At 52.1% G+C, this 26,003-nt stretch carries 26 protein-coding genes and 1 pseudogene; 2 read left to right on the top strand and 25 right to left on the bottom strand.

Annotated features, from left to right (window positions below; translation table 11 throughout):
• Positions 1-499 precede the first annotated feature (499 nt).
• The 25 genes and pseudogenes from C0623_01320 to rpsB form a co-directional block, all read right to left on the bottom strand.
• A complete protein-coding gene (locus tag C0623_01320) occupies positions 500-892 on the bottom strand; it encodes a 30S ribosomal protein S9 (GenBank protein PLY03684.1) in 393 nt (130 codons plus the stop codon).
• A gap of 20 nt (positions 893-912) precedes the next feature.
• Positions 913-1,341, bottom strand: a complete 429-nt coding sequence (locus tag C0623_01315) for a 50S ribosomal protein L13 (GenBank protein PLY03683.1) — start codon at positions 1,339-1,341, stop codon at positions 913-915.
• A gap of 70 nt (positions 1,342-1,411) precedes the next feature.
• A complete protein-coding gene (locus C0623_01310; protein ID PLY03682.1) occupies positions 1,412-2,221 on the bottom strand; it encodes a tRNA pseudouridine(38-40) synthase TruA in 810 nt (269 codons plus the stop codon).
• Positions 2,218-2,985 (bottom strand): hypothetical protein, encoded by a 768-nt coding sequence (locus C0623_01305; GenBank protein PLY03681.1) that lies wholly within the window; start codon positions 2,983-2,985, stop codon positions 2,218-2,220. The genes C0623_01310 and C0623_01305 overlap by 4 nt, the downstream gene beginning before the upstream one ends.
• Positions 2,986-3,038: 53 nt before the next feature.
• Complete coding sequence (gene leuB, locus C0623_01300; protein ID PLY03680.1) at positions 3,039-4,127, bottom strand: 3-isopropylmalate dehydrogenase; 1,089 nt, start codon at positions 4,125-4,127, stop codon at positions 3,039-3,041.
• A 147-nt stretch (positions 4,128-4,274) separates the two neighbouring features.
• Positions 4,275-4,799 carry a 3-isopropylmalate dehydratase small subunit gene (locus tag C0623_01295; protein ID PLY03679.1) on the bottom strand — a complete coding sequence of 175 codons (525 nt, stop codon included), beginning with the start codon at positions 4,797-4,799 and terminating at the stop codon, positions 4,275-4,277.
• A 21-nt stretch (positions 4,800-4,820) separates the two neighbouring features.
• The gene (locus tag C0623_01290; protein ID PLY03678.1) at positions 4,821-6,101 is read right to left on the bottom strand and encodes a 3-isopropylmalate dehydratase; all 1,281 of its coding nucleotides are present in this window, start codon (positions 6,099-6,101) and stop codon (positions 4,821-4,823) included.
• A gap of 53 nt (positions 6,102-6,154) precedes the next feature.
• Positions 6,155-7,693 (bottom strand): 2-isopropylmalate synthase, encoded by a 1,539-nt coding sequence (locus C0623_01285; GenBank protein PLY03677.1) that lies wholly within the window; start codon positions 7,691-7,693, stop codon positions 6,155-6,157.
• Between the two features lie 483 nt (positions 7,694-8,176).
• Complete coding sequence (gene pssA, locus C0623_01280; protein PLY03690.1) at positions 8,177-8,950, bottom strand: CDP-diacylglycerol--serine O-phosphatidyltransferase; 774 nt, start codon at positions 8,948-8,950, stop codon at positions 8,177-8,179.
• Positions 8,950-9,594, bottom strand: a complete 645-nt coding sequence (locus tag C0623_01275; protein ID PLY03676.1) for a phosphatidylserine decarboxylase family protein — start codon at positions 9,592-9,594, stop codon at positions 8,950-8,952. Before C0623_01275 ends, pssA begins: the two co-directional genes overlap by 1 nt.
• A 53-nt stretch (positions 9,595-9,647) precedes the next feature.
• Positions 9,648-10,664: a ketol-acid reductoisomerase gene (locus tag C0623_01270; GenBank protein ID PLY03675.1), complete on the bottom strand. Its 1,017-nt coding sequence runs from the start codon at positions 10,662-10,664 to the stop codon at positions 9,648-9,650.
• A gap of 71 nt (positions 10,665-10,735) precedes the next feature.
• Entirely contained in the window at positions 10,736-11,236 is a 501-nt protein-coding gene (locus C0623_01265; GenBank protein PLY03674.1) for an acetolactate synthase small subunit, read from the bottom strand.
• Positions 11,237-11,266: 30 nt separating this feature from the next.
• On the bottom strand, positions 11,267-12,964 hold the full coding sequence (gene ilvB, locus C0623_01260; GenBank protein PLY03673.1) for an acetolactate synthase, large subunit, biosynthetic type: 1,698 nt from the start codon (positions 12,962-12,964) through the stop codon (positions 11,267-11,269).
• A 52-nt stretch (positions 12,965-13,016) separates the two neighbouring features.
• The gene (locus tag C0623_01255) at positions 13,017-14,855 is read right to left on the bottom strand and encodes a dihydroxy-acid dehydratase (GenBank protein PLY03672.1); all 1,839 of its coding nucleotides are present in this window, start codon (positions 14,853-14,855) and stop codon (positions 13,017-13,019) included.
• Positions 14,856-14,983: 128 nt separating this feature from the next.
• Complete coding sequence (locus C0623_01250) at positions 14,984-15,205, bottom strand: DUF465 domain-containing protein (protein PLY03671.1); 222 nt, start codon at positions 15,203-15,205, stop codon at positions 14,984-14,986.
• Positions 15,206-15,278: 73 nt separating this feature from the next.
• Positions 15,279-15,992 carry a tRNA (adenosine(37)-N6)-threonylcarbamoyltransferase complex dimerization subunit type 1 TsaB gene (tsaB, locus tag C0623_01245; protein ID PLY03670.1) on the bottom strand — a complete coding sequence of 238 codons (714 nt, stop codon included), beginning with the start codon at positions 15,990-15,992 and terminating at the stop codon, positions 15,279-15,281.
• On the bottom strand, positions 15,993-17,327 hold the full coding sequence (rseP, locus tag C0623_01240) for an RIP metalloprotease RseP (GenBank protein PLY03669.1): 1,335 nt from the start codon (positions 17,325-17,327) through the stop codon (positions 15,993-15,995).
• A gap of 12 nt (positions 17,328-17,339) precedes the next feature.
• Positions 17,340-18,497 carry a 1-deoxy-D-xylulose-5-phosphate reductoisomerase gene (locus C0623_01235; protein ID PLY03668.1) on the bottom strand — a complete coding sequence of 386 codons (1,158 nt, stop codon included), beginning with the start codon at positions 18,495-18,497 and terminating at the stop codon, positions 17,340-17,342.
• A gap of 3 nt (positions 18,498-18,500) precedes the next feature.
• A pseudogene (locus C0623_01230) lies at positions 18,501-19,295 on the bottom strand (phosphatidate cytidylyltransferase).
• Positions 19,291-20,058, bottom strand: coding sequence for an isoprenyl transferase (locus C0623_01225; protein ID PLY03689.1), 768 nt, complete (start codon positions 20,056-20,058; stop codon positions 19,291-19,293). The pseudogene C0623_01230 and the gene C0623_01225 overlap by 5 nt, the downstream one beginning before the upstream one ends.
• 93 nt (positions 20,059-20,151) lie before the next feature.
• On the bottom strand, positions 20,152-20,316 hold the full coding sequence (locus C0623_01220) for a 4Fe-4S ferredoxin (protein ID PLY03667.1): 165 nt from the start codon (positions 20,314-20,316) through the stop codon (positions 20,152-20,154).
• A 38-nt stretch (positions 20,317-20,354) separates the two neighbouring features.
• Positions 20,355-20,912 carry a ribosome recycling factor gene (locus tag C0623_01215; protein ID PLY03666.1) on the bottom strand — a complete coding sequence of 186 codons (558 nt, stop codon included), beginning with the start codon at positions 20,910-20,912 and terminating at the stop codon, positions 20,355-20,357.
• Positions 20,913-20,916: 4 nt separating this feature from the next.
• The gene (locus C0623_01210) at positions 20,917-21,639 is read right to left on the bottom strand and encodes a UMP kinase (protein PLY03665.1); all 723 of its coding nucleotides are present in this window, start codon (positions 21,637-21,639) and stop codon (positions 20,917-20,919) included.
• Positions 21,640-21,650: 11 nt separating this feature from the next.
• Positions 21,651-22,562, bottom strand: a complete 912-nt coding sequence (locus C0623_01205) for an elongation factor Ts (protein ID PLY03664.1) — start codon at positions 22,560-22,562, stop codon at positions 21,651-21,653.
• Between the two features lie 124 nt (positions 22,563-22,686).
• Positions 22,687-23,508: a 30S ribosomal protein S2 gene (gene rpsB / locus C0623_01200; protein PLY03663.1), complete on the bottom strand. Its 822-nt coding sequence runs from the start codon at positions 23,506-23,508 to the stop codon at positions 22,687-22,689.
• A gap of 208 nt (positions 23,509-23,716) precedes the next feature.
• On the opposite strand from rpsB, the gene lptF reads away from it, so the two are divergent.
• Entirely contained in the window at positions 23,717-24,892 is a 1,176-nt protein-coding gene (gene lptF, locus C0623_01195) for an LPS export ABC transporter permease LptF (protein PLY03662.1), read from the top strand.
• Complete coding sequence (gene lptG, locus C0623_01190; protein PLY03661.1) at positions 24,889-25,971, top strand: LPS export ABC transporter permease LptG; 1,083 nt, start codon at positions 24,889-24,891, stop codon at positions 25,969-25,971. The genes lptF and lptG overlap by 4 nt, the downstream gene beginning before the upstream one ends.
• Positions 25,972-26,003 lie beyond the last annotated feature (32 nt).

The following is a 26,003-nucleotide window of genomic DNA, read 5'->3' as shown; positions in this document are numbered from 1 at the left end:
GATGTCAGAGAAAACAAGGAAAAGTCTCAAAGCTTTAAAAGCAAAGCCCTTGACTCACCCGTGGAGCTCTTGAGGTCGCTGCCGCCAGCGCAATCACTGAACCGCAGCCCGACCGCGACAGCCACGGAGACGGTCTGCGTTTGCCTCAAGGCAAACTCCTGAGATAAACTGTTCAAAAGAAGTAAACCCGACGGCCCAATAAGCCCCCTGCAAGGGAGCGGTTTCTTTGGTTCGTTTCTTTATCGCTTAATAAAGAAATGAACCCGGCTGCCGGGCCGGGACCCGGCGGTTCTTCGGTATTCTGTCTTCAGGGGGACTCTTCCCTGAACTTCGGGTAATGTCCCCGTCAAACAATGACCTATCCAACCAAACAAATCAAGGTCGCCGAAGAGGAAGTCTGCCGTTGCATTCATTCTAATCGGCGAAGAACTAAAAAAAAAGGGAAACCCGAGGGCTTCCCTTTTTAACATGTTCGGCAATAAAGTGCCAATACACTCTATTAACGTTTCGAGAACTGGAAGCTTCGACGGGCACCGCGACGACCGTACTTCTTACGTTCCTTGATCCGGCTGTCACGGGTAATGAATCCGGCCTTTTTCAGAACCGGACGCAGTTCGGTGTCAACCTCAAGCAATGCTTTGCTGATACCATGTTTGATCGCGCCGGCCTGCCCCGATGGACCACCGCCACAGACATTGACCCAGACATCAAATTTACCCAGGTTATCTGTCACTTCAAACGGTTGACGAATTATCATTTTGGAAGTTTCGCGACCGAAGTAGTCGTTTACATCCTGCTTGTTAACAACGATCTGACCGGTGCCGGGAGAAATCCAGACCCGGGCGACCGAAGTTTTTCTTTTGCCAGTGGCGTAATATTTCTGTGCTGCCATCATGATCTCCTACCTTGCAACTAGAGGGAAAGGGTTTTCGGCTGTTGTGCGGCATGCGGATGGTCACCACCGCTGTAGACCTTCAGCTTCTTGATCATTTGCCGACCCAGCCTGTTCTTGGGCAGCATACCCTTTACAGCTTTCATGATCAGTTCTTCCGGCTTCTTCTCAATCAGCTTTTCAGCTGTTATAGAGCGGATACCGCCAGGGAAACCGGTATGATGATAATATTTTTTGTCGGCAAGCTTGTTACCGGTCAACTTTACCTTGTCGGCATTGAGTACGATAACAAAATCACCGGTATCAACACTCGGTGAATAAATCGGTTTGTGCTTGCCCCGGAGAATGCGGGCAATTTCCGTCGCAGCGCGGCCGAGTACCTGGTCATTGATATCGACAACATACCAGCTGCGGTTTACTTCTGATTGTTTGGCAACTTGCGTGCTCATTGATCTTCCTCTCTATATCCTGAAATCTGTGATATGTACGGGGCTCACAGAAAAACGAAAAATATATGATTTAAAGTTGCTTGTCAAGGCTTTTCTGGCTGGATTTACCACGGTTTAAGCGACCTGTCCAGTCGTCGGAATTCCCGTCATACCAGACCTGCATGAGACAGAGACCCTGAGCCGGAGCAGTCTTTCCCGCACCCCCTCTTTCTCCTTGTGCAAGCAACGTGGGCAGACCATCGCTCGACCGTGCGCCGGAGCCGACCTCAACCAGGGTCCCGACAATAATTCGCACCATATTCCTGAGAAATCCGTTGCCGACAATATCGACGTGGATCATTCCCGCATCTGCCTTGATATTGATCGCGTATATTTCACGAACCGAAGTTTTGGCATCGCAACCGGAAGAACGGAAAGCCCTGAAATCGTGTTCGCCGAGCAGCAACTCGGCAGCTTGCCGCATCCGCTGCAAATCAAGTTGCCGTTTCACATGCCAGCTGTAGCGGCCGGCAATCGGTGAGCGAACTTCGCCCTGATTGATTGAATAACGATACCGTTTGGCGAGAGCGCTGTAACGGGAATGAAAGTCGGCAGCCACCTCTTCTGCCGAAACAATTGCGACTGATTCCGGGAGGTGACTGTTGACGCCCTCACGAAAGGCAGAAAGAGGCAACTCGCGGTCGGTCCGAAAATGGGCAACCATGCCACGGGCATGGACGCCGGCGTCTGTTCGTCCCGAGGAAACGACACGCACCGGCAAGCCAACTACCTTTTCGAGGCCGGCCTCGACGACCTGCTGAATCGATATGCCGTTCGGCTGCACCTGCCAGCCGACGTAGCCGGTACCATCGTATTCGATTGTCAATTTTATTATTCTCATGGCAGCAGAAAATAGAAAGTCATGAAGGCTAAGGCAACGCAAACAGTCACCCGGCTCGCCGGATTCAAAGGCAAGAACGATGGCAGTTTATCCGTCTCGACAGAAGTCGGGGTTCCGGATGCTGCCTGATGTGCCAGCCTGTCGGCCCGGACAACCATTCTTTCAAAAATCGTCATAACCATCTTCTGCAATATTTGAATCCGATTTAAAAAACCGGGCGTCGCCCTATCCTTAACCGAGGCAACCGCAACCTTGCCCTCTTCTTGTAAAACCGGTACGAACCGGAGCGTCATCCGTAATTGACCGATCGGTCCACTGACATCAAAGCCAATAATCGTGAGTGGTTTAAGCAATGCCGCAAATGTCTGGACAGCCCTTTCGGAAGTCAGCAAGCGCATCAAAACCAGCGAAATGGCCATTGCCAGAACAATCTGCAGAGAAACCATCAGCCCGCGGGCCAGCCCCTCGTAGGTGAACCACGACAGACCCCGGATTGTATGGCCGGGAGATAGCAACATGTGCAGAGCTATGATCGAAACAAGCAGCCAGCGAAGCCAGTAAAAGCGCCACCTGAAGGACCGGGAGAGTTCAAGCCGGGCAAGCAGAAACCAGGCAAGCGGTATAAACAGCATGATACGCCACCAGGATGAAGCGGCAAAGAGCAGGGCCATGGCGCCAATCGCCAGGGTAAGAACCAGCCGTGGATCAATTCCCCTTCCGGGATCGGCGTCTAGAAAATTTTGCTGATGAAATGATTTATCCATCGGAAAAACAAACGGGGACCATCAGGTCCCCGTCAGAATCCTTTAGCACAGATTCAGATACGGTTAACGATTGCCTCACCCATCTCAATCGTGTTTACCTTTCTTTCACCATCAAGCCCCTGATAGATATCACCGGTGCGAAGGCCATCATTCAGTGTTTTCTCGACAGCTTTTTCGACTGCGTCTGCGGCCTCGACCAGCCCGAATGAATAGCGAAGCATCATCGCCGCCGAAAGGATTTGAGCAATCGGGTTGGCGATCCCCTGTCCGGCAATATCGGGTGCCGAGCCGCCGGATGGTTCATAGAGGCCGAATGATCCTTCGGCCAGTGAAGCACTCGGCAACATGCCGAGGGAACCGGTCAGCATCGCCGCTTCATCGGAAAGGATATCACCGAACATATTGCCGCAAAGCATGACATCGAACTGTTTTGGCCAGCGACAGAGCTGCATCGCCGCATTATCAACATACATGTGACTCAGTTCCACATCAGGGTATGCCGTGGCAACCCGTTCAACAACCTCCCGCCAGAGAACCGAGGTTGACAATACGTTGGCCTTGTCGATGGAACAGAGCTTGCCGCCCCTCTTCCGGGCAGCCTGAAATCCGATATGCGCAATTCGCTCGATTTCGGCGTCACTGTACTTCATGGTATCAAAACCGGTGCGCTCAGCGCCGGCACCCTCAATCCCTTTCGGTTGGGCGAAGTAAATACCGCCTGTCAGCTCACGCACAACAAGGATATCGAACCCGCCTTCAATAATTTCCGGCTTGAGCGAAGAGTTTCCGGTCAACGCCGGGAAGATAATTGCCGGACGGAGATTACAGAACAGTCCGAAAATCTTACGCAATGGAAGAAGCGCCCCACGTTCCGGTTGCTCATCTGGCGGCAGGTGCTCCCATTTCGGACCACCGACCGATCCGAAAAGAACCGCATCCGATTCCTTGCAGATCCTGACAGTCGGATCGGGGAGGGCCTGCCCCTCTTCATCGATTGCAATTCCACCAACATTGGCAAAGGTAAACTCGATCGATATTTTGAATTTTTCCTCTACGGTTTCAAGCACCTTGATCGCTTCGGCCATAACCTCAGGACCGATGCCATCTCCCGGCAGAACAGCAATTTTGTAGACCTTTCCCATCGAAACGCTCCTTGTATCATTTCATATAGATTTTATGCGAAAACAGAGTCTGCAACTATAAGAATGCCGGACTTGTTTTGTCAATCATTTATCACTGAAAAGGCCGGATCAAAACCCGGCCTCTCCAATGCTCGACAATCGGTGCATTCAATATCGCGAATCAGCAAATTCAACCCAGCCACCGGCTTTAACCAGGGCCTTGTCAAATTCGCTTATTGCAAACTCAAACGACTCGGTATTGCCGTTCGCCGAAGCCTGAACCTTCTGACTATCAACATCGACGGTCACTTCAACATCGTCACCAAGAGCAAAAATCATGTCGATCTGCTCTTTCGGCAATTCAATTGCCAGCATGCCGCAATTGAACATGTTCTGACGGAAGATCCGGGCATAACTCTCGGCAATAACTGTATGAACATCGTTGACTTCGAAAACCCAGGGAGCATGCTCACGCGATGAGCCACAACCAAAATTCTGGCTGGTTACGACAACCTGTGCATCCTTCAGCTTTTGTCCTTTCGGATCGAAACCATCGAGAACAAGATCTTCCAGGATATAGGGCTGCAAGGCTTCTTTGGTGACTTCGGTCAGATACTTGGCCGGGATGATCTCATCGGTATTGATATCGGACCGGTCAAGAAAAATAACCGATCCGCCAAACGATTTTTTCATTATCTGCTCCTCCAGTACTGATTACAGGGTACGGGCGTCAGTGATGACCCCGGTAATGCCGGTAGCGGCAGCGGTCGCGGGGCTCATCAGGTGAACCATACCGCCCTTGCCCATGCGACCGGAAAAGTTCCGATTGGTTGTCGCTGCACAGGACTCGCCTTCGGCCAGAACTCCATTACTCATGCCGAGGCAGGCGCCACAAGTCGGATTGGTCACACAAAAACCGGCGTCCATAAAAATATCCATGAGGCCTTCGTTCATCGCTTCTTTGAAAATCTGAGGTGTTGCCGGCGAAACGATGCCACGGACCGAATCAGCCAGCTTTTTCCCTTTGAGAATAGCAGCCGCTTGCCTGAGATCTTCAATCCGCCCGTTGGTACAGCTGCCGATATAGATCTGATCAACCCTGGTGCCGGCCATTGCCGAGACCGGCTTGACACAGTCCGGCTTGAAATCGAAGGTGCATTGCGGCTCGATCGAAGAAAGATCAAAATCGACCACCCGGTCATAGGAAGCATCGGCATCCGGATTCCACTTGCGGTACTCGTCCAGCGCCTCATCCTTCGAGGAAAACTCATCCTTGATAAACGGCCAGAGATAATCAACGGTAATCATGTCCGGCTGACAGATACCAGATGTGCCGCCGGCTTCGATCGCCATATTGCAAAGGGTCATGCGCGATTCCATACTCATCTGCTCGACGACCGGACCATGAAACTCGATGACCCGATCGGTAGCGCCGTTGACGCCGATCTGACCGATGACGTAAAGAATGACATCCTTGGCATAAACACCCTGCGGCAGGGTTCCGTTCAGATTAATCCGGATCGTTTTCGGTTCGCGAAAAGCGCACACCCCTTTAAGAATACCGACTTCGAGATCGGTCGTACCGACACCGGCGGCAAACGCACCGAAAGCACCATGGGTGCAGGTATGGGAATCACCCATGATGACGGTGAAGCCGGGGCGGATATATCCTTTTTCCGGGAACAGGGCATGACAGACGCCGTTATGACCGACGTCAAAAAAGTCGACAATATCGTGCCGCTTCGCCCAGTCCCGGAGAATTTTGGCCTGAAGCGCCGTTTTGCTGTCCTTGGCCGGAGTCACATGATCAATAACCGCCTTGATTTTGGTGTTGTCGTAAACCCGATCCTTGTTGCGCCACTCGAGGTCAGCGATGGCCACCGGAGTGGTAATCTCGTGACAAAGAACCCGGTCGAGATCGAGAACCTTGGTCCCGGCAAAGGGTTCATCACGCAAATGTGATGCAAAAATCTTTTCAGCTGTGGTTTGTCCCATCTTGGCTCCTGTTTTTAACTTTTCTCGAATAATTATTTTTCCGAAAACCGGACTTAAATCGGAACCCCGACCCGCTCCATAACCGAAGAGATCTTGTTCAGGGCATTGATGTAAGCCTTGGCACTGGCGACAATGATATCTTCATGCGCTCCCTGACCAAGAACTTCTCGACCGTTTTCGGAGAGTCGAACCGTACACTCACCCTGGGCATCGGTACCACCGGTAATCGCTCCGACCGAATACTGCTTCAGTTCAGCATTGCTGCCGGTCAGCGCCTTTATCGCCTTGAAGGTCGCATCGACCGGGCCAGCACCCATAACCGCCGTTTTCTTCTCTTCACCGTCGACCTGCATCTGCACAGTCGCCGTCGGCGCGGCAAACGAACCGGAGGCGACGTTCATCTGCATCAGCTTGTAACGCTCCTCAATCCGCACAACCTCGTCAGCAATGATCGCATCAAGGTCCTCGTCGAAGATCTCCTTCTTCTGGTCTGCGAGATCCTTGAAGCGGGTAAAAGCCTTCTCAATATCCTCTTTCGGCAAGTCATAACCGAGCTCTTTGAGACGGTCGATAAAAGCATGCCGGCCGGAATGCTTACCGAGTACCAGTTTATTCTTGGTGAGCCCGATTGACTCCGGGGTCATGATTTCGTAGGTTTCCTTGTCCATCAAAACACCATGTTGATGGATTCCGGCTTCGTGAGCAAAAGCATTGGCACCGACAATCGCCTTGTTCGGCTGCACGGTAATGCCGGTAATTGTCGAAAGGAGGCGACTGGCGGCATAAATATGCTCGGTTTCGACCTGGGTCGTATACGGCAGGATGTCATGTCGGGTGCGCAACCCCATGACAACCTCCTCAAGCGAGCAGTTGCCGGCCCGTTCACCGATCCCATTGATTGTACATTCGACCTGGCGGGCACCGGCCCGAATAGCAGCCAGCGAGTTGGCAACGGCAAGGCCGAGATCGTTATGACAGTGGACCGAAAGGACCGCCTTGTCAATATTCGGTACATTCTGCCTGAGATAAGTGATTGTTTCGTAAAACTCATGCGGAATCGCATAGCCGACGGTATCGGGAATATTGACCGTCGTTGCCCCGGCATCAATGACCGCCTCAACCATTTCGGCGAGGAACTCGATCCGCGTACGAACTGCGTCTTCGCAGGAGAACTCGACATTCGAGGTATATTTGGCGGCGTGCCTGACGGCAGCGACTGCCGTCTCCTTGACCTTGGCCGGCTCCATCTGCAGCTTACGCTCCATGTGAATATCCGAGGTTGCGATAAAAGTATGAATCCGCCCGCGCTCCCCGGCGTACTGCAACGCTTCCCAGGCGCGGTCGATATCCTTGAAATTCGAGCGGCACAAACCGGCGATCTGCGGTCCCTTGATCGACTCTGCTATCTTTTTGACCGCTTCAAAATCACCGACCGAAGCGATCGGGAAACCGGCTTCGATGACATCGACATTCATCTTTTCAAGCTGGTGGGCAATACGAAGTTTTTCATCTATGTTCATGCTGGCGCCGGGCGATTGTTCGCCGTCACGCAACGTCGTATCGAAAATTATAATATTTGTTTTTTCACTCATAAGTCCTCCGTATCCAGTTTCCTGGCGCCGGGCAGCAGAAGCGGCCGGCAGAAATTAAAACGTCTCAACTTCCCCTCGGGATCTTTCTTGGTCCGGTCTAGATCAGCCAGGTCAGATTCCATACGACCACCTCCTCTCATTTTCGTATCAGGTGCATATAAAAAGCTCCCACCCCTTTAGCAGGGGCGAGAGCTGTCGCTTCGCGGTACCACCCTGTTTCGTCTGCCAGTCAACTTATCATTAACTTGTGCAGACCTTGTTTGGCCATTTACGCTGGCTCACGGCAGAAGCTAGGTCATCGAAACTTCACTTCCGCGGCTCCAAGGCGAGTTCGAATCAGCACTGTACCGGCTCGCAGCAACCGCCGGCTCTCTGTAACAGGGCAAGGATTCTACTACTCCTCTTCATAGCCTTTAATGAATTGTTATTTTATAAAACAGCAAAGCAGACATATTGTCAACCCCGTTGTGCAAAAAAGAGTATTTACTCTTTCTTCGTACCAACAGGACTTTTCTCGGTCGATCTGAAGAACCCAAACACCTTCGCAATCATCCCGGAAAGCATGTAGAGAAAAGCGACGGTGAAAAGCATGATCGCCGGTTCGGCAACGATGATAATAATAAGAATGATTGCCAGAACCAAAAAACCGAAGGGCTGACGTTTAAACAGTTCCGGGTCTTTGAGCGAAAAATAGCGAAAATTGCTCACCATCAAGTACGCCAGCACGTAAATCAGGATCAGAATCGATATTTTCTTTATCTCTCCAGAGCCGCCGAGACGATAAAACAGGAGAACACAGGAGGCAACCAGACCGGCGGCGGCCGGTATCGGCAATCCGACAAATCGCTTCGATTCTACCGTATTGACCTGAACGTTAAACCGGGCCAGGCGAAGGGCACCGCACACAACGTATAAGAATCCGGCCAGCCAACCGAGCTTGCCGAAACCGGTCAGTGCCCAGGCATACATCAAGACCCCAGGGGCAACTCCGAACGACGCCAGATCAGCCAGAGAATCGTACTCAACCCCGAACTGACTGGTTGTCCCGGTAATACGGGCCACCTTTCCATCGAGAACATCAAAAATGGCAGCGACCAGGATAAACCAGGCGGCAATTTCATAATGCCCCCTGGTTGTCGCGATGATACTGTAGAAACCGGCAAACAAGGTTCCGGTCGTAAACAGGTTTGGCAAAAGGTAAACCCCGCGGCGGATACCTCCTTTTTTTACTTCATTTTTTTCCTGATTATTAGTCATCATTGCAGGTTTCCGACCACGGTTTCACCGGCAACGGTGCGATCACCGAGGTGTACACTCAGCTCGGCACTTTTCGGCAGATAAATATCGACCCTTGAACCGAAACGGATCAAACCGTAACGATTGCAGCGCTTTATAATATCTCCGGTCTTCGGGTAAGAAATGATGCGACGGGCAATCAGACCGGCAACCTGGACAAAAAGGATATTCTTATCGTTTTCGGTCTGCATGAAAATACCGGACTGTTCATTCTCCAGGCTCGCCTTGTCGAGAGAAGCATTGAGAAATTCGCCCTTGTTGTAGTAGGTATCGACAACCTTCCCCGAACAGGGGGCACGATTAACATGGACATCAAACACCGACATAAAAATACTGACCTTCTGCACTTCTTCCTTGAAGAATCGCTCTTCCATGACCTCGCCGACAAAGACAACCTTGCCATCGGCCGGGGCAATAACGTCGCCGTTTTCCGCCGAACAGTAGCGTTCCGGGTCCCTGAAAAAGTAAACGGTAAAAAGGGTCAGTACCAGGGCAATGAAGGCAAGAAAACCCCAGTCGAGTAAGGCGAAGACCAGCGTCACAAATGCGAAAAGAGCTATAAATGGAAGTCCTTCACGGGCCACGGGCAGTGTATTGTCGTTCATAAATTTCCCATCAAATGAAGCGGGGACAAACCTGTTGTCCCCGATGTCATTAATCAGTTTTTACTTTTATCAACAATCTTCTTGATCCAGGGCATCATCTTGCGCAGACCTTCGCCAACCTGCTCGATCGGATGAGCGGCATTGAGACGGCGCCGGGCTGTCATTTCAGGATAATTCGATTGGCCCTCGAGAATAAAACGCTTGGCATACTCACCATTCTGAATATTATCGAGGCATTCACGCATTGCCCTGCGGCTTTCGTCGTTGATCACTTTCGGACCGGTGACGTACTCACCATACTCGGCGTTGTTGGAAATCGAGTAATTCATGTTTGCAATGCCGCCTTCATACATCAGATCAACGATCAACTTCAGCTCATGCAGGCATTCGAAATAAGCCATTTCCGGAGAGTACCCGGCCTCGGTCAGGGTTTCAAACCCGGCCTTGACCAGTTCAACGGCACCACCGCAGAGAACCGCCTGCTCACCAAACAGGTCGGTCTCGGTCTCATCCTTGAACGTCGTTTCGATGATACCGGTCCGCCCGCCGCCGATGGCGCTGGCATAAGAAAGAGCAACCTCCTTGGCCTTGCCGGAGGCATCCTGGAAGATGGCAATCAGATCCGGAATGCCGCCGCCCTTCTCAAACTCGGAACGGACGGTATGGCCCGGTGCTTTCGGCGCAATCATGATCACATCGAGATCTGCCCGCGGCTCGACCTGGTTGTAATGGATGCTGAAGCCATGGGCAAAGGCCATGGTCGAACCTTTTTTAATATTCGGTTCAATCTCGTCGCGGTAAAGCTGTGACTGGAATTCATCCGGTGTCAGGATCATGACCAGGTCGGCAGCGGCAACGGCCTCTGCAACCGGCTTGACCTGCAGCCCATGGGCTTCTGCCTTGGCAACAGACGAAGAACCGGTACGCAGACCGACGGTGACATCAACACCCGAATCCTTAAGATTGCAGGCATGGGCATGACCCTGCGATCCATAACCGACAATCGTGACCTTCATCCCCTTGATGATCGATAGATCGGCATCTTTGTCATAATAGACTTTCATCAATATGCTCCTTAGTCGAATTCTTTAAAAAGTAGCCAAGAGATATAACACAGAGTGCCATCCTTGCCAAATGATTATCAGTTGCTGGACCATCCCTTCGAGCCGCGTCCGAGGACAGCCGGCCCGGTCCGGATCACTTCCTTGATCCCGATCGGTCGCAGGATTTCGATGATTGCGTCAACTTTATCCGGAGCTCCCATGACCTCAATGGTGTAGGACTTCGGCGTCACGTCAATGACCTTGCCACGGAAAATATCGACGACCCGCATAACCTCGGCCCTGGTGCTCTCTTCGGCATTGACCTTGATCAGGGCAAGCTCGCGTTCAACATAGGGATGCCCTTCGCTGGTGTAGTCGATGACCTTGATCGTGTCAATCAGCTTGTTGAGCTGCTTGTTAATCTGTTCGATAATCTGATCATCGCCGGAGGTCACGAGCGTCATCCGCGAGATAGAGGGATCGAGGGTCGGTGCAACCGACAGGCTGTTAATATTAAAACCACGGCCGGAAAACAGCCCGACAATCCGGGACAGAACTCCGAATTCATTTTCCACCAAAACGGAAATAGTATGTTTCATTGTGCTATTCCTCCTGTCACAATTCGTGACTTAAGTCGCCAGAACCATTTCATTGAGCCCGGCGCCGGCCGGGACCATCGGCATGACATTCTCCTCACGGCAGACCTTGAATTCCATGATAACCGGTCCGTCGGTCGCAAAAGCTTCCTTGATGGTCGCTTCAACCTCCCCCGGCTTACTGCAGGTCAGACCGGTTGCGCCATAGGCTTCAGCCAGTTTCTTGAAGTCGATCGGCAGTTCAAGGCAGGTTTGACTGTAGCGTTTGTCAAAAAACAGCTGTTGCCACTGGCGAACCATGCCGAGAAAATTGTTATTGAGAATAACAATCTTGACCGGCAGCCGGTATTGAACCAGGGTTGCCAACTCCTGTGAATTCATCTGGAAGGACCCGTCACCGGAAATATCAATGACCTGACGCTTCGGGTAAGCAGCCTGGGCGCCGAGAGCCGCCGGCAAGCCGTATCCCATGGTGCCGAGTCCGCCCGAGGAGAGGAAGGTACGCGGCCGGTTATACTTGAAAAACTGGGCGGCCCACATCTGATGTTGCCCGACTTCGGTGGTGACAATCGCGTCATCATCTGATAGCTCACTCAGCTTTTCGATGACGAATTGCGGCTTGATCTCCGTCTTCGATGATTTATAGGTCAGCGGGTGCGTCTTCTTCCATTCGGTGATCTCGTCGCGCCATGGCTTGAGTCTTTCAGCCAACTGCTTGACCTCGCTCTTTTGCTCAGAGAGTTCCTTGAGCAGCTTCTTCAGCACATCCTTGAGGTCGCCGACAATCTGCAGATCGACCCGAACATTCTTTTTAATCGACGTCGGGTCGACGTCAACGTGAATGATTTTTGCGTCCGGGGCAAAGGTCGCAATCTTGCCGGTCACCCGATCATCAAAACGGGCGCCCAAAGCGATCAGCAGATCGGAATTGGTGACCGCCATATTCGCATGATAGGTCCCGTGCATGCCGAGCATGCCCATGCAGAGCGGATGATTCTGCGGAAATGCGGCCATCGCCATCAGGGTCGTTGTCACCGGAGCCTTGATCATTTCAGCGAGTTTGAGCAGTTCCTTGTCGGAATCCGACAGGCTGGCCCCGCCACCGACATAAAGAACCGGCTTGCGCGCTGTCAGAATCATTTTTGCGGCTTTGGCAATCTGCCGGGCATTACCGCTGAAAGTCGGCTTGTAGCCGCGCAACTCGACCTTATCCGGATATGCAAATGTCGTTTCGGCGACCTGGACATCCTTCGGCAGATCGACAACCACCGGCCCCGGCCTTCCGGTGCGGGCAATATAGAACGCCTGCTTCATAATCCGCGCCAGATCACGAACATCCTTGACCAGGTAGTTGTGTTTGGTGACCGGACGGGTAATCCCGACCACATCGGCTTCCTGGAAAGCATCGTTGCCGATCAACGGGGTCGGAACCTGACCGGTGACAACCACCATCGGAATCGAATCCATGTAAGCGGTTGCGATACCGGTAATCGTGTTGGTCGCACCCGGTCCGCTGGTGGCAATCGCCACCCCGACCTTTCCGGTCGCGCGCGCATATCCATCGGCAGCGTGGATCGCAGCCTGTTCGTGCCGTGGCAGGATATGGTTGATCTTTGACTTCATCAGGTCATCATAAAGATTGATAACCGCCCCCCCGGGGTAGCCGAAGACGGTATCGACCCCTTCTTCCTTGAAACATTCAAGCAGTATTTCAGAACCGGTCATTTTCACGTGAACCTCCTCCAAAAGAATGACGGTAAAAATATTTTATCTGGCAAACCTGTCAGCGAATCTTGCGTACGGCACCCTGGGCGGCGCTGGTCGTCATCGCGGCGTAGGCCTGCAGTGCAGTACTGACTTTGCGCTGGCGCTTGGCCGGTTTCCAGGCATCCGATCCGGCAGCCTCCATCTCGGCCCGACGCGTCTCGAGTACCGCATCGGCAACATCGACTTTAATAACCCGATTCGGGATATCGATAACGATCAGATCCCCTTCCCTGATCAAACCGATCATTCCTCCTTCAGCCGCTTCCGGTGAGACATGTCCGATCGAAAGACCGGACGTTCCACCCGAGAATCGACCGTCGGTAATCAGGGCACATGCCTTGCCGAGCCCTTTCGATTTCAGATAACTGGTCGGGTAAAGCATCTCCTGCATACCGGGTCCGCCCTTCGGGCCTTCGTAGCGGATGATAACAACATCACCCGCTTTGACGGAATCATTGAGGATGCCATCAATCGCCGCATCCTGACTCTCAAATATTTTTGCCGGGCCCGAAAACGTCCAGACCTCCTTCTCGACACCGGCCGTCTTGACAATGCAGCCGTCGGGTGCAAGGTTTCCGTAAAGAACAGCCAGCCCGCCGTCGGCACTGTAGGCATGATCGACGTCACGAATACAACCGTTTTCACGATCGAGATCCGGTGATGCCCAGCGCGCCTGCTGACTGAAGGGCTCGAGACTCGGTACATTTCCGGGAGCTGCCGAAAACATCGTTTTCACAGCCTGATCGTCAGTCGTCCGGAAATCATATTTCTCCAGGGCTTGACCCATATCACCGGAGTGAACAGTCGCCACATCACGGTGAATCATCTTGCCCCGGTCGAGCTCGGCGAGGATACCAAAGACACCGCCGGCCCGATGGACATCTTCCATGTGGTAGTGCTGGACCGAGGGTGCTACCTTGCACAGATTCGGCGTTTCCAGGGAGAGCCGGTTAATATCTTCCATGGTGAAGTCGACACCGGCCTCATGGGCAACCGCCAGAAGATGCAGGACGGTGTTGGTCGAACCACCCATGGCAATATCGAGCCGCATGGCATTTTCGAAAGCGGCTTTGGTTGCGATTCCGCGCGGCAGGGCCGATTCATCTTGTTCTGAATAATAGCGCCCGGTCAGACGCAGGACGGTGCGGGCCGCTTCGAGGAAAAGTTCCTTGCGATCGGCATGGGTCGCCAGCAGACTGCCGTTGCCGGGGAGGCTGAGGCCGAGGGCCTCGGTCAGGCAATTCATGGAATTGGCGGTAAACATTCCGGAACAGGATCCGCAGGTCGGACAGGCGGAGCGCTCATGTTCTTTGACCACATCTTCAGGGATCCCGGGAGTTGCCGCCGCAACCATCGCATCGACCAGGTCGAGATGAACTTCATTCCCTGCAACGGTTGCCTTGCCGGCTTCCATCGGACCGCCACTGACAAAAACCGTCGGCAGATTGAGGCGCATTGCAGCCATCAACATGCCGGGCGTAATCTTGTCACAGTTCGAAATACAGACAAGCGCATCAGCGGTGTGGGCATTGACCATGTACTCGACCGTATCGGCGATCAATTCTCGCGACGGCAGGCTGTAGAGCATCCCGTCGTGCCCCATGGCGATGCCATCGCAAATGGCCATGGTATTGAACTCTTTGGCAATTCCTCCATTCCGTTCAATTTCCGCAACAACCATCTGCCCGATGCCATGCAGATGTACGTGCCCGGGAACAAACTGGGTAAAAGAATTTACGACGGCGACAACCGGCTTGCCAAAATCTTCCTGGCGCACTCCGGTTGCCCGCCAGAGAGCTCTCGCACCGGCCATCTTCTGGCCAACGGTCGTTGTATCCGACTTCAGTTTCGGCATAATTTCCTCTTTTTCAGCCCAAAATAAACAAACGACAGGGGCAGGACCCCTGTCAAGTTGTTCGTCTTATATTGCTCCACGCAAACGCCCGGGAAGGCGGAAACATGGTCACATAATATCAATAAAAACTAATCCCGGTGTTGTTGAAGAATCAACTCCATCTCTTCTTTGCCGGCCAACTTCAGCTTTTTGATTTTTTTCTGTTCGAGCTCGTCCTCGGGAGTCAGATGGGGTCTATCTTCGAGTTCTACCAATTCTTTTTCGAAAAACTGATGTTCCTCGTAAAGTTTGCGGAAACGTGGGTTTTCGCTAACTAATTTTTCGACCAGAACCCTTTCTTGCTCCTGCATCGGCACCTCCAGTTTAGTGTTTAAAAGTGAGTCGTAAAATACAGTTTTAAAATAACCAACGACCAGAATATTGTCAACCTTCTATAGTGTTGCCGATCGCTCTTTTCTCATTTATTTCAGCATCAGAAGGACTGATATAGACCGGATTCAAATTCTCGGGCAAAACCGTATCGCCATTCCTGAATTTCCGGAGGGCTATCCGGGCCACTGATCCGGCCCTGAGAACACTTGCCGAAGCCGGGGCAAAGAGTGCTCTTTGTCCCAGTTTACGGATGATCAAGGTCCGGTAAAACTCACTGCCATCGCCGACAAAAAGGGTGTTACCGGAAACCGCCTGGAGCAATAATTCCGGATCGACAACTTCTTCAGGTTTCGATGCCTGCGGCATCCCGGACTGCCATTCGAAATGGCCGGCATAGACCTCGCCTTTTCTGGCATCGAGCAATGCACAAACCGGCAGTGCAACGTCCGGAACCTGCATCGCCAGCGCCTCAAGTGATGAAATGCCGATCAGCGGCTTGCCGGTTGCCAGGGCCAGGCCCTTGGCCGTAGCGACCCCGACGCGTAAACCTGTAAACGCCCCGGGACCGACAACAACGGCAATGGCATCAACTGAGTCAATATCGAGATTGACTCCGGACAAGGCCTGTTCGACGGCCGGGAGCAAAACTTCACTCTGGGTCGTCGGGGGATTAAACGTCACCTCGGCAAGCAGCTCCTCACCGGCGGTTAGTGCCACGCTGGCGGTCCGGGTTGCGGTCGCCAGGGTCAGAAGAACTTCAGTCACCTACTGGCCTCCGAAAAAAAGCCTGACAATATCATTATAGAAAGCGAGGACCATCAGCATCAGAAGCAGGACCAGGCCGATCTGCTGGGCAAACTCTCGAACCCTGATTGAAATCGGTTTCCGGTAAACAAACTCGGTCAGATTGAACAGAAGATGGCCGCCATCGAGAATCGGAATCGGCAACAGGTTAAGGATACCGAGCTGAATACTGAGGAAAGCGAGAAAAGTCAAGCTGCTGGCAAGTCCGGTCTGTGCGGCCTGCCCGGCGATCTGTACGACCATGATCGGCCCGCCAATATTTTTCGTTGAGACATGTCCGGAAAAAAGTTTCTGAATAAAAACCAGGGTCAACTCAATCAGGTCCATGGTCCTTTCGGCACCATAACGGATCGATTCGATAAAACCGAACCGCTTGAATACGACCTGTTGTTCCGGACCAACACCGATCAGAAAATCACCATCTCTTCCCTTTTTAGTAGGAGCAACCTCGAGGTCAACCCTGGTTCCGGAACGATCAACGGTAAACTGCTGGGTCTCTCCTTCGCTCTGCTGAATAAAGACCCTGAGATCATACCAGTTGCTGACCTCGGACCCATCAATCGCCACAATTCTGTCACCGACCTCCATGCCGGCAGACTTGGCCGGCATACCGGGAGACAGAGCGCCGATAATGGCCGGCTGCCGGGGGAAAAGACCGAGTGCCTGCAATCCTTCAAGGCTGCCATTGTCCTCTCCGATGCTGAGATTGATGGTTTCAGTGCCCCGTTCCACTCCAAACTCGAGCGGCATCCCGGCATGGGAAATCAGCGCCTTATTGGCATCGGACCAGCTGGCGATCGGGTCATCGCCAATTGTGACGATACAATCACCCGGCTCGAATCCGGCGGCCGCTCCCTCCGATTCCTCGAGCACATAACCGATACAGGTTTTCTGATCGAGGAATGCCGGCATATCAACGCCGACCATATATGCGATCGGAAGGATCAAGAAGTGCAAAATCAGATTCATGATCGGCCCGGCCGCAACAATCGCCGTCCGCTGGCCAACTGTTTTATGGGCAAAGGAATGACTTTTTTCCTCTTCGGTCAGGAGCGCATCCTCACCCATCTCTCCTTTTCCTTCACCCAGCATCTGCACGTATCCGCCGAGCGGCACGGCACAGATCATATATTCAGTCTCTCCCCATTTCCTGGAAATGATTTTCGGACCAAAACCGAGTGAAAACTTGAGGACTTTGACCCTGTTCATCTTGGCGACCAGAAAATGGCCAAGCTCATGGACGAAAACGAGGATTCCAAGAAAAATTATGCCGAAAATAATCTGTTCTAGAGTCACATCTGCACCTGTCTATGCCGGAAGATTTCCGGACGTGAAGTCTCGTGCCCACCGGTCTACCAGGAGGACATCTTCAATGTTGTTCAGTTTAATTATTTCATGATGATCAAGAGTCAACCGGATCAGATCCGGAATATCGGTAAACCGGATTCGACGCTCAAGAAAAGAACCGACTGCTATTTCGTTGGCCGCATTCAACACAGCGGGGGCCGAATCACCCGCGGCCAGCGCCTCATAAGCAAGCTCCAGACATGGAAACCTTCCTGAATCCGGCTTCTGAAAAGTGAGCGCGCCGAGCTGGCAGAGATCGAGAGGTGGCAGGTCCAGAGGCAGCCGTTCCGGGTATGAAAGAGCGTAGGCAATCGGCGTCTTCATGTCGGGGATTCCGAGCTGGGCAATGACCGAACCGTCGACATATTCGACCATCGAGTGAACGATACTTTGCGGATGAACATGTACATCGATCTGTTCTCCGGGAAGATCGAAAAGCCAATGTGCTTCGATGACCTCCAACCCCTTGTTCATCATTGTCGCCGAATCGATAGTAATCTTCCGTCCCATATTCCAGTTCGGGTGAGACAGAGCATCTTCAGGAGTGATTTCAGCAAATGTTGCCGGATCCTGATCGCGGAAAGGACCGCCGGAGGCCGTAAGAATCAGTCGCCTGACATCCTTGTCGCGGTGCCCTTCGAGTGACTGAAAAATTGCTGAATGTTCGCTATCGACCGGATAGAGCTTAATCCCGCTTCTGGCGACTGATTCCATCACCAGTGAACCGGCGGTCACCAGGGTCTCCTTGTTGGCCAGAGCAACATCCTTGCCGGACTCAATTGCGGCCATAGTCGGAACGAGACCGGCCGCGCCGACTATGGCCGACACGACCATATCAACAGCGGGATGGGTTGCGCAGGCAATCAGCCCTTCGACCCCTGAAACGATTTCCGGAGCATCGTCTCCGAGGATTTGCCTGAGCTTCGTCGCATCATCAGGCGACACCACCGATACCAGCTCCGGATGGAAGGATCGGATCTGTGAGACAAAGCGATCGAGGTTATAACCGGCAGTCATCGCGACTACCCTGAACTGATCCGGGTGGACAGCAGCTATTTCAAGGGTGCTGACGCCAATTGATCCAGTCGAACCGAGTATCGTCAATTTCTTATGAATCATAGATCAACCGAAGAAACCTATCAGGTAATATGCTGCAGGGAAAACGAACAGAAGGGAATCGAGGCGATCAAGAATGCCACCATGTCCCGGTATGATTTTTCCCGAATCCTTGACCTGACAACTTCTTTTCAACATCGATTCAAAAAGATCCCCCAGTTGTGCAGCAACCGAAAGAACGATCGCCAGACCGACAACCATCACCAGATCAGCTTGCGGAAAGAACAGCAGCTTAAAGACTACCGCGCCGAGAACACTCCCGGCAAGCCCCCCGAGCGCGCCTTCAATACTCTTATTCGGGCTGATCGAAGGATAGAGCTTGCGCCGGCCAACAGCCGAACCGACAAACAGTGCGGCCTAGTCGCCGACCATGGCGACAACCAGAACCAGAAAAACCCATGAACTTCCGTACGGCAAACCCCGTAACAAGGCCAGGTGGCCGAGCAGAAAGGGAATGTAGAGCAATCCGAGAAAAGTGATCGCAAGATGCTGAATTACCAGCGATAATTCGCCGAACCGGAAAAGGTAGACAACCGCCAGCAAAAGAAAAATCACGGTCAGAACGAACAGCGCTGTTGCCGGTTCATTCGAGCAGACATAACCACAAAACAGTGCCCCGAAGGATAAGGCAAGATAACTTTCAATCCGACGTTTCCCTGTCAGGGTCATCTCATAGAACTCATAGAGTCCGAGCGTCGACACCAGGACGGTCAGACCGATAAAAATACTCCGGTCAGCGTACTGAACAATAAATGCTAGTACCGGCAGGGCAATTGCTGCCGTCAAGAGTCGTTTTTTAATAGGACTCTCCTTCGGTCGATTTTACCGGGTCCGTCTGTTCGGACGTCAGACCGAATCGACGTTGTCGTTGGCCAAAAACCTTGATTGCTTTATGCAGCTCGTCCCGATTAAAATCGGGCCAGTATACTTCGGTAAAGTAGAGCTCGGTGTAGGCGATTTGCCAGAGCAGGAAATTACTGATGCGCATTTCGCCGCTGGTCCTGACCAGCAGATCCGGCTCCGGAAGATCCCGGGTGTCAAGTTCAGACTCGATCATCTTCTCGTTAATATCGGCAGAACCCAACTCCCCTTTTTCGATCCTGAGCGCAATCTTCCGGCAAGCCCGCACAAGTTCATCGCGGGAACCGTAAGAGAGTGCAAGCGTCAGGGTCATACCCTCGTTGTTCCTTGTCCTCTCCACTGAATCAACAAGAGTCCGACGGATATTTTTTGGCAGCTTTTCGATTTCACCAATTACATTAAGTCGGACCCGGTTGGTCAGCAACGATTGCAGCTCACTTTTTAGATAGCTCGACAACAGGCCCATCAGGGCTGATACCTCTTCCGACGGTCGACCCCAATTCTCGGAACTGAAGGCATAGAGAGTCAGATAGCGGATGCCGAGGGAAGTGCACTCTTCGACAATCTGGCGAACGGTCTCAACACCTTTCTGATGACCGACAATCCGCGGCAAATGGCGTGCTTGTGCCCACCGACCATTACCATCCATGATGATCGCCAGATGACAGGGTATATGTTCACTTGTATTTTCGCTGTCTTTCATCATATACAGCTGTGGAATTTACCATGAAAGAAGGGCTGGCGGCAAGGCGGGAAAACGGCAAAAAAAAGGCGCCGTTAAGGCGCCCTTTTGTTTTTACTCGACGATTGCCCCGACCGGGCAACTGTCAACGCAGGCCTGACATTCCGTGCAGTCCGCACTGATCGCATAGATATCACCAGCTTCGGAAATCGCATCCACCGGGCAGGTATCCACACATGCACCGCAAGCAATACATTCTTCGGTAATTGAAAGTGCCATTTCTTTCTCCTTATCTTTTTATTGGCAACTGAATTGCCTTAAATCTCCATCACTTCAGCTTCTTTGGCAGCGACGACTTCATCAATCTTCTTGACATAACCATCGGTCAAATCCTGGACTTCTTTTTCCCCGCGTTTGAGGTCATCCTCTGAAATTTCTTTTTCCTTTTCCAGCTGTTTGAGCATATCGTTGGCATCACGACGGGAGTTCCGGACAGAAATCTTGGCATTTTCGCCAATGCTCTTTGCCAGTTTTGCCATCTCTTTACGCCGCTCTTCGGTCAGCGCCGGGATAGCTATTCTGACTATCTGGCCGTCCGAAGCCGGATTGAGCCCGAGGTCTGCCTTCATGATCGCTCTTTCAATTTCCGGAATCAGCGGTTTTTCCCATGGTTGAATCGTAATCAACCTCGGTTCGGGAACCGCCAGGGTTCCGACCTGGTTCAGGGGAGTCGGGGTTCCGTAATAATCAACCCGGACATCATCGAGCAAAGAGACTGAAGCCCGACCGGTTCTGACTTTGGTCAGTTCCTTTTTCAGGCTTTCAACCGCTTTGTCCATCCCGCCTTTGGCTTCATTCAAAATGTCATTGTACATGGCATCACCCTCCTGTAACAAGAGTCCCGATATCTGCTCCCCGAACAACTTTTTCGATATTACCGGTACTGGTCAAATCAAAAATAATAATGGGAAGACTGTTGTCCATGCAAAGCGAGGTCGCTGTCGCATCCATAACCTGAAGATTCTTCTGCAGCACCTCAAGGTAGGTCAGTTTTTCGTACTTGACGGCATCCTTATCCTTGGTCGGATCAGAGCTGTAGACGCCATCGACCTTGGTCGCCTTGAGAATAACATTGGCGTTAATCTCCATGGCACGCAGACTGGCAGCGGTATCGGTCGTGAAATACGGGTTGCCGGTCCCGGCCCCGAAAATAACAACGCGCCCCTTCTCAAGATGACGAACAGCCCGTCGACGAATATACGGTTCGGCGATTTCCTGCATTTCAATGGCCGACTGAACCCGGGTATCGACGCCAACCGATTCGAGGGCATCCTGCATGGCGAGACTGTTCATCACTGTTGCCAGCATCCCCATGTAATCGGCACTGGCACGATCCATCCCCCTGGATGCTGCCGAAAGTCCCCGGAAGATATTGCCGCCGCCGATGACCAGGGCAACCTGAACACCCATATTGATGACATCTCTGATCTCAGAAGCAATTCCGGTGATGACCTCGGGATCGATTCCGTACCCCTGTTGTCCGGCCAGAGCTTCACCGCTTAACTTTAGCAGAATTCGGTCATACACAGGTTTGTTCGCCATGAAGATACCTTTTATTTGGTCAGGGAAGCAACTTCTGCCGCGAAATCATCCTCTTTTTTCTCAATGCCTTCACCAAGCTGGTAACGCACATATGCGGCCAGTGAGACCTCGGCACCGATATCCTTGGCCAGCGCCTCAACGACCTTGCCGACCTTCATATCGGTATCGATAACATAAACCTGCTCAAGCAGGCAAATTTCTCCGAAAAATTTATTAATCTGTCCCTCGACAATCTTGTCGACAATGTTTTCCGGTTTGCCGCTCTCGAGAGCCTTGACTTTCATAATCTCTTTTTCTTTTGCGACAATCTCGTCCGGCACATCCTGGCGACTGAGATACTGCGGATTGGCCGCTGCAACGTGCATGGCAATCTGCCGGGCTGTCGCTGCAATCTGATCAGCCTGACCGTCACTGTCCAGTTGCACAAGAACACCAATCTTACCACCGGCATGCACATAGGAGGCAACGGCGCCTGCTGCTGTTTCAAGCCGGGCGAAGCGACGGATGTTCATATTCTCGCCAATCGTCGAAATCTGGTGAGTCAGTTCATCGCCGACGTTGCGGCCCGAGCCGGGAAAATCGAGTCCCTTAAGGGCGTCGACGTCAGCCGGGTTGTGATCGAAAACGGTCTGGGCAACGCCTTTTGAAAAAGCGATAAAAGCGTCATTCTTGGCAACGAAATCGGTCTCGGCATTGACCTCGACAATAGCACCGGCTTTTTCTTCACCGGCGACAGAGATCAGTCCTTCGGCCGCAACACGGTCCGATTTCTTGGCGGCGGCCGACAGCCCTTTCTTGCGCAGAAAATCAACAGCTTCTTCGATGTTTCCGTCCGTTTCGTTCAATGCTTTTTTGCAGTCCATCATACCGGCGCCGGTTTTGGCACGCAGGTCTGCAACCATCTTTGCGGTAATGTTCGCCACGTAAACCTCCTGTACTATAAATAAGACGTGTTCCGGGCATTTGCGCCCGTTTTGAATTATGGGTGTTTAAGAAAAGGCGGTCGACATAAATGTCAACCGCCTTGATACCGGATTAAGGAAGTAATTATTCTGTTGCCGCAGGAGCTTCAGTCGGAGCTTCAACCGGCGCGGCTTCTACCTTGGTTTCTGCTTTTGCGGTTTCGACGTTTTCAGCCGGAGCCTCAGTTTCGCTCCCTTCAGCATCTGCCTGAAGGCTCTTCTGGCGCGCTTCGACACCTTCAAGACAGGCATCAGCCATTTTTGATGCAAAAAGGCGCAAGGCCCGAATCGCATCATCATTACCCGGGATGATGTAATCGACTTCATCCGGATCGCAGTTGGTGTCGACAACGGCGACAACCGGGATACCGAGCTTGCGGGCTTCCTTAACGGCGATCGCTTCTTTTTTCGGATCGACAACAAAAATAGCCCCGGGAAGCTTGGTCATCATCTTGATCCCGCCGAGACTCTTTTCGAGCTTTGCTTTTTCACGGTCGAGCTGCAGGGCTTCCTTTTTGGTAATAAGGTCGTAAGTGCCATCCTGAGCCATGACTTCGATTTTTTTGAGACGATCGATACTCGCCTTGATGGTCGAAAAATTGGTCAGCATGCCGCCGAGCCAGCGGCTGTTGACAAAATACTGGTCGGCCCGGAGAGCCTCTTCAAGAATCGAGTCCTGGGCCTGTTTTTTGGTGCCAACGAAAAGAACCTTTTCGCCGCCTTCAACAACCTCCTTGATGAACTGATAGGCCGTATTGAAATAGCGGACTGTCTTCTGCAGGTCGATGATGTAGATGCCGTTACGGGCGCCGAAGATATAAGGTTTCATCTTCGGATTCCAGCGCTTGGTCTGGTGACCAAAGTGGACACCGGCCTCAAGCAATTGCTTCATGGTAATCTGTGCCATTTTTTTCTCCTGTTGGTTTGTTGACCTCCGCTTTCATCATCCCAGCGAAAACCCCGATCAGCAAAGACAGAGGCACCCTTCAGCAGGTCAGAAAGCGTGTGGATTTGAGTAACGTGGCTATATACCATGCAGAAACGACCAAGGCAAGGGAAAAAACCGGCCGATCCATGTTTACAGTTGCCGATTGTTGTAATAAGATTCAGGCGCAATGAGCGTAAAAAAACTCAACAGATATATTGCGATGGAAATCGCAACTCCCACCCTGATCGGGATCATGATCTTTACCCTGCTTGTGCTGATGGGGAGAATGATCAGGCTGGTCGAGATGGTGCTCAATAAAGGCGTACCTCTTGCCGAGGTATCCCTGCTCTTTCTTTACATGATGCCGGCCTTCATGGTCATTACCTTGCCCCTTGCCTTCCTGATGGGGATCCTGCTTGCATTCGGCCGCCTCTCTTCAGATGCCGAAATTATTGCGATGAAAGCGAATGGCATCAGCCTGCAGAAAATACTGAAACCGGTTTTTTTTATGGCGACACTCACAGCGCTGGCGACGGCGATCCTCTCGATTTACGCCGGACCGGCCAGCAACAACGCTTTCCGCAGCAAAATTTATGATATATCGACCCAAAAAGCAGATGTCGGTATCGAACCGCAAATTTTCAATGATGATTTTGATGACCTGGTCATCTACGCTAACCAGCTCGAGCAAAAAAGCGGCTTGATCAACGGAGTATTCATTTCAGATGAACGGAGCAGTTCGACCCCGTCGATCATAACCGCCAGAACAGGCCAGATCATTTCCGACCCGGATGATCTGTCGTTGAGTCTGCACCTTGTTGATGGAAGTATTCACCGCCAGACAACCCGTGAAGAGCAGAATACCTATCAGGTTATCGATTTTGCGTCATACGATATCAATCTTGATATTGACCGGGAGCTTGCCCCCCAGGGGGAACGGCGCAAGAAAGAAAAAGAACTCTCCTGGTTTGAATTGACAACACTGATCAAAAACAGCCCGGACCAACAGAGAAAAGCCGAGCTGACAGTCGAGCTGCTGAACCGGACGGTTTTGCCTTTCACACCATTTATTTTCGCCCTGGTCGGAGTGCCTCTCGGCATCCAGACCACCCGTTCCGGTCGAGGTGGCGGATTCGCCCTCGGACTGCTGGTTTTCTTTGTCTTCTATATTCTTTATTCCTTGACCAAGACCCTGGCGGTCGATGGTGGAGTCACTCCGTATATTGTTATCCTGCCGGTTCTTGTGTTCCTGTTTGGAGGTGCCTATATGATGAAAATGGCAATCAATGAGAAGCGTCTTGAGCTGTTAGACCGGTTGCAGGATTTCACAACGAATGTTTTCAGGAATAAAAAGAAGTCATGACCCTTTTAACACGATATACCGTCAAAGTTTTTCTGACAAATTTCGCGCTGGCGCTCGCGGCCTTTGTCGGTATTTTTTTTCTTGTCGAGTTTTTCGAAAAGATCGATAAGTTTATTGAAAAAAAGGCAGCCCTCGGTCTCTACTTCAGTTATTTCATCAACGCCTTCCCGCTCATTATAACCCAGGTTGCGCCATTGGCTGTCCTGATGGCCGCCTTTACTTCCATCGGCAGCCTTTCCCGTACCGGCGAGCTGACGGCAATGCGGGCCGGCGGATTGAGTCTGTTCCGTATTTCCCGGCCAATCATCATTACGACATGCGGCATAACGCTTGCCCTCATTCTGTCCCAGGAACTCCTTTTGCCGAGAAGCACCAGGACCATGAACAAGATCCTCGAGCAGAAGATCAAAGGACTCTCGCAACCACAACTTCTCCGCAATAAATTATGGGTCCGCTCCGGCGACCGGATCATTCACATTGAGCAGGTCGTCCCGCGTGAAGGTGCCCTTCAGGGTATCACCATTTACCAGATGGACAGTGATTTCCAGATTGCCGGACGGACCGATGCCGGCAGTGCCCAATATATCGATGGCTCCTGGCAATTCAAAAATCTGAACATGAGGAAATTCGACGTCAACTCCGGCGCCATGATCGATTCCGTAAAATCGGCGCAACAGAGGATCGACTTCGGAAAATCACCGGAGGACTTTCAGCGTCCGGAGCCGCATGAATGGGAACTCAACTACCTTGAGCTCAAGAGCCTGGCCAAAAAGATGAAAGTCGAGGGGTATGACAATACCCGGTTGCTGGTGAACATGTATTCCCATTTATCGGCCCCTTTTTCGTGCATCGTCATGGTTCTGCTCGGCATTCCATTCGCATTGAACCGGGGACGAAACACCTCGCTATCCCTGGGTATCGTCATCAGTGTGATTATCGGAGTCGCCTATTTCATTCTGCATTCGGTCAGCATGGCCTTCGGCTATTCAGGCATATTGCCGCCGCTCCTCGCAACCTGGTCAGCCAATATTCTGGTCGGTCTTTGCGGTCTCTGGTTGGTCCTTTTCCGAACCCAATAAAAAGCCCCGCCTGATACAGACGGGGCTTTTGA

This window comes from Desulfuromonas sp. (assembly GCA_002869615.1).
Taxonomy (GTDB): Bacteria; Desulfobacterota; Desulfuromonadia; order Desulfuromonadales; family UBA2294; genus BM707.
This window is presented reverse-complemented; position numbering and strand designations above follow the sequence as displayed.

What these genes read in the sequence shown, in the direction of transcription:
- C0623_01320 (PLY03684.1), bottom strand. Translation starts at nt 892, where the DNA reads ATGGCAGCACAGAAATATTACGCCACTGGCAAAAGAAAAACTTCGGTC.
- C0623_01315 (PLY03683.1), bottom strand. Translation starts at nt 1,341, where the DNA reads ATGAGCACGCAAGTTGCCAAACAATCAGAAGTAAACCGCAGCTGGTAT.
- C0623_01310 (PLY03682.1), bottom strand. Translation starts at nt 2,221, where the DNA reads ATGAGAATAATAAAATTGACAATCGAATACGATGGTACCGGCTACGTC.
- C0623_01305 (PLY03681.1), bottom strand. Translation starts at nt 2,985, where the DNA reads ATGGATAAATCATTTCATCAGCAAAATTTTCTAGACGCCGATCCCGGA.
- leuB (PLY03680.1), bottom strand. Translation starts at nt 4,127, where the DNA reads ATGGGAAAGGTCTACAAAATTGCTGTTCTGCCGGGAGATGGCATCGGT.
- C0623_01295 (PLY03679.1), bottom strand. Translation starts at nt 4,799, where the DNA reads ATGAAAAAATCGTTTGGCGGATCGGTTATTTTTCTTGACCGGTCCGAT.
- C0623_01290 (PLY03678.1), bottom strand. Translation starts at nt 6,101, where the DNA reads ATGGGACAAACCACAGCTGAAAAGATTTTTGCATCACATTTGCGTGAT.
- C0623_01285 (PLY03677.1), bottom strand. Translation starts at nt 7,693, where the DNA reads ATGAGTGAAAAAACAAATATTATAATTTTCGATACGACGTTGCGTGAC.
- pssA (PLY03690.1), bottom strand. Translation starts at nt 8,950, where the DNA reads ATGACTAATAATCAGGAAAAAAATGAAGTAAAAAAAGGAGGTATCCGC.
- C0623_01275 (PLY03676.1), bottom strand. Translation starts at nt 9,594, where the DNA reads ATGAACGACAATACACTGCCCGTGGCCCGTGAAGGACTTCCATTTATA.
- C0623_01265 (PLY03674.1), bottom strand. Translation starts at nt 11,236, where the DNA reads ATGAAACATACTATTTCCGTTTTGGTGGAAAATGAATTCGGAGTTCTG.
- C0623_01255 (PLY03672.1), bottom strand. Translation starts at nt 14,855, where the DNA reads ATGCCGAAACTGAAGTCGGATACAACGACCGTTGGCCAGAAGATGGCC.
- C0623_01250 (PLY03671.1), bottom strand. Translation starts at nt 15,205, where the DNA reads ATGCAGGAGCAAGAAAGGGTTCTGGTCGAAAAATTAGTTAGCGAAAAC.
- C0623_01235 (PLY03668.1), bottom strand. Translation starts at nt 18,497, where the DNA reads ATGATTCATAAGAAATTGACGATACTCGGTTCGACTGGATCAATTGGC.
- C0623_01225 (PLY03689.1), bottom strand. Translation starts at nt 20,058, where the DNA reads ATGAAAGACAGCGAAAATACAAGTGAACATATACCCTGTCATCTGGCG.
- C0623_01220 (PLY03667.1), bottom strand. Translation starts at nt 20,316, where the DNA reads ATGGCACTTTCAATTACCGAAGAATGTATTGCTTGCGGTGCATGTGTG.
- C0623_01215 (PLY03666.1), bottom strand. Translation starts at nt 20,912, where the DNA reads ATGTACAATGACATTTTGAATGAAGCCAAAGGCGGGATGGACAAAGCG.
- C0623_01210 (PLY03665.1), bottom strand. Translation starts at nt 21,639, where the DNA reads ATGGCGAACAAACCTGTGTATGACCGAATTCTGCTAAAGTTAAGCGGT.
- rpsB (PLY03663.1), bottom strand. Translation starts at nt 23,508, where the DNA reads ATGGCACAGATTACCATGAAGCAATTGCTTGAGGCCGGTGTCCACTTT.
- lptF (PLY03662.1), top strand. Translation starts at nt 23,717, where the DNA reads ATGAGCGTAAAAAAACTCAACAGATATATTGCGATGGAAATCGCAACT.
- lptG (PLY03661.1), top strand. Translation starts at nt 24,889, where the DNA reads ATGACCCTTTTAACACGATATACCGTCAAAGTTTTTCTGACAAATTTC.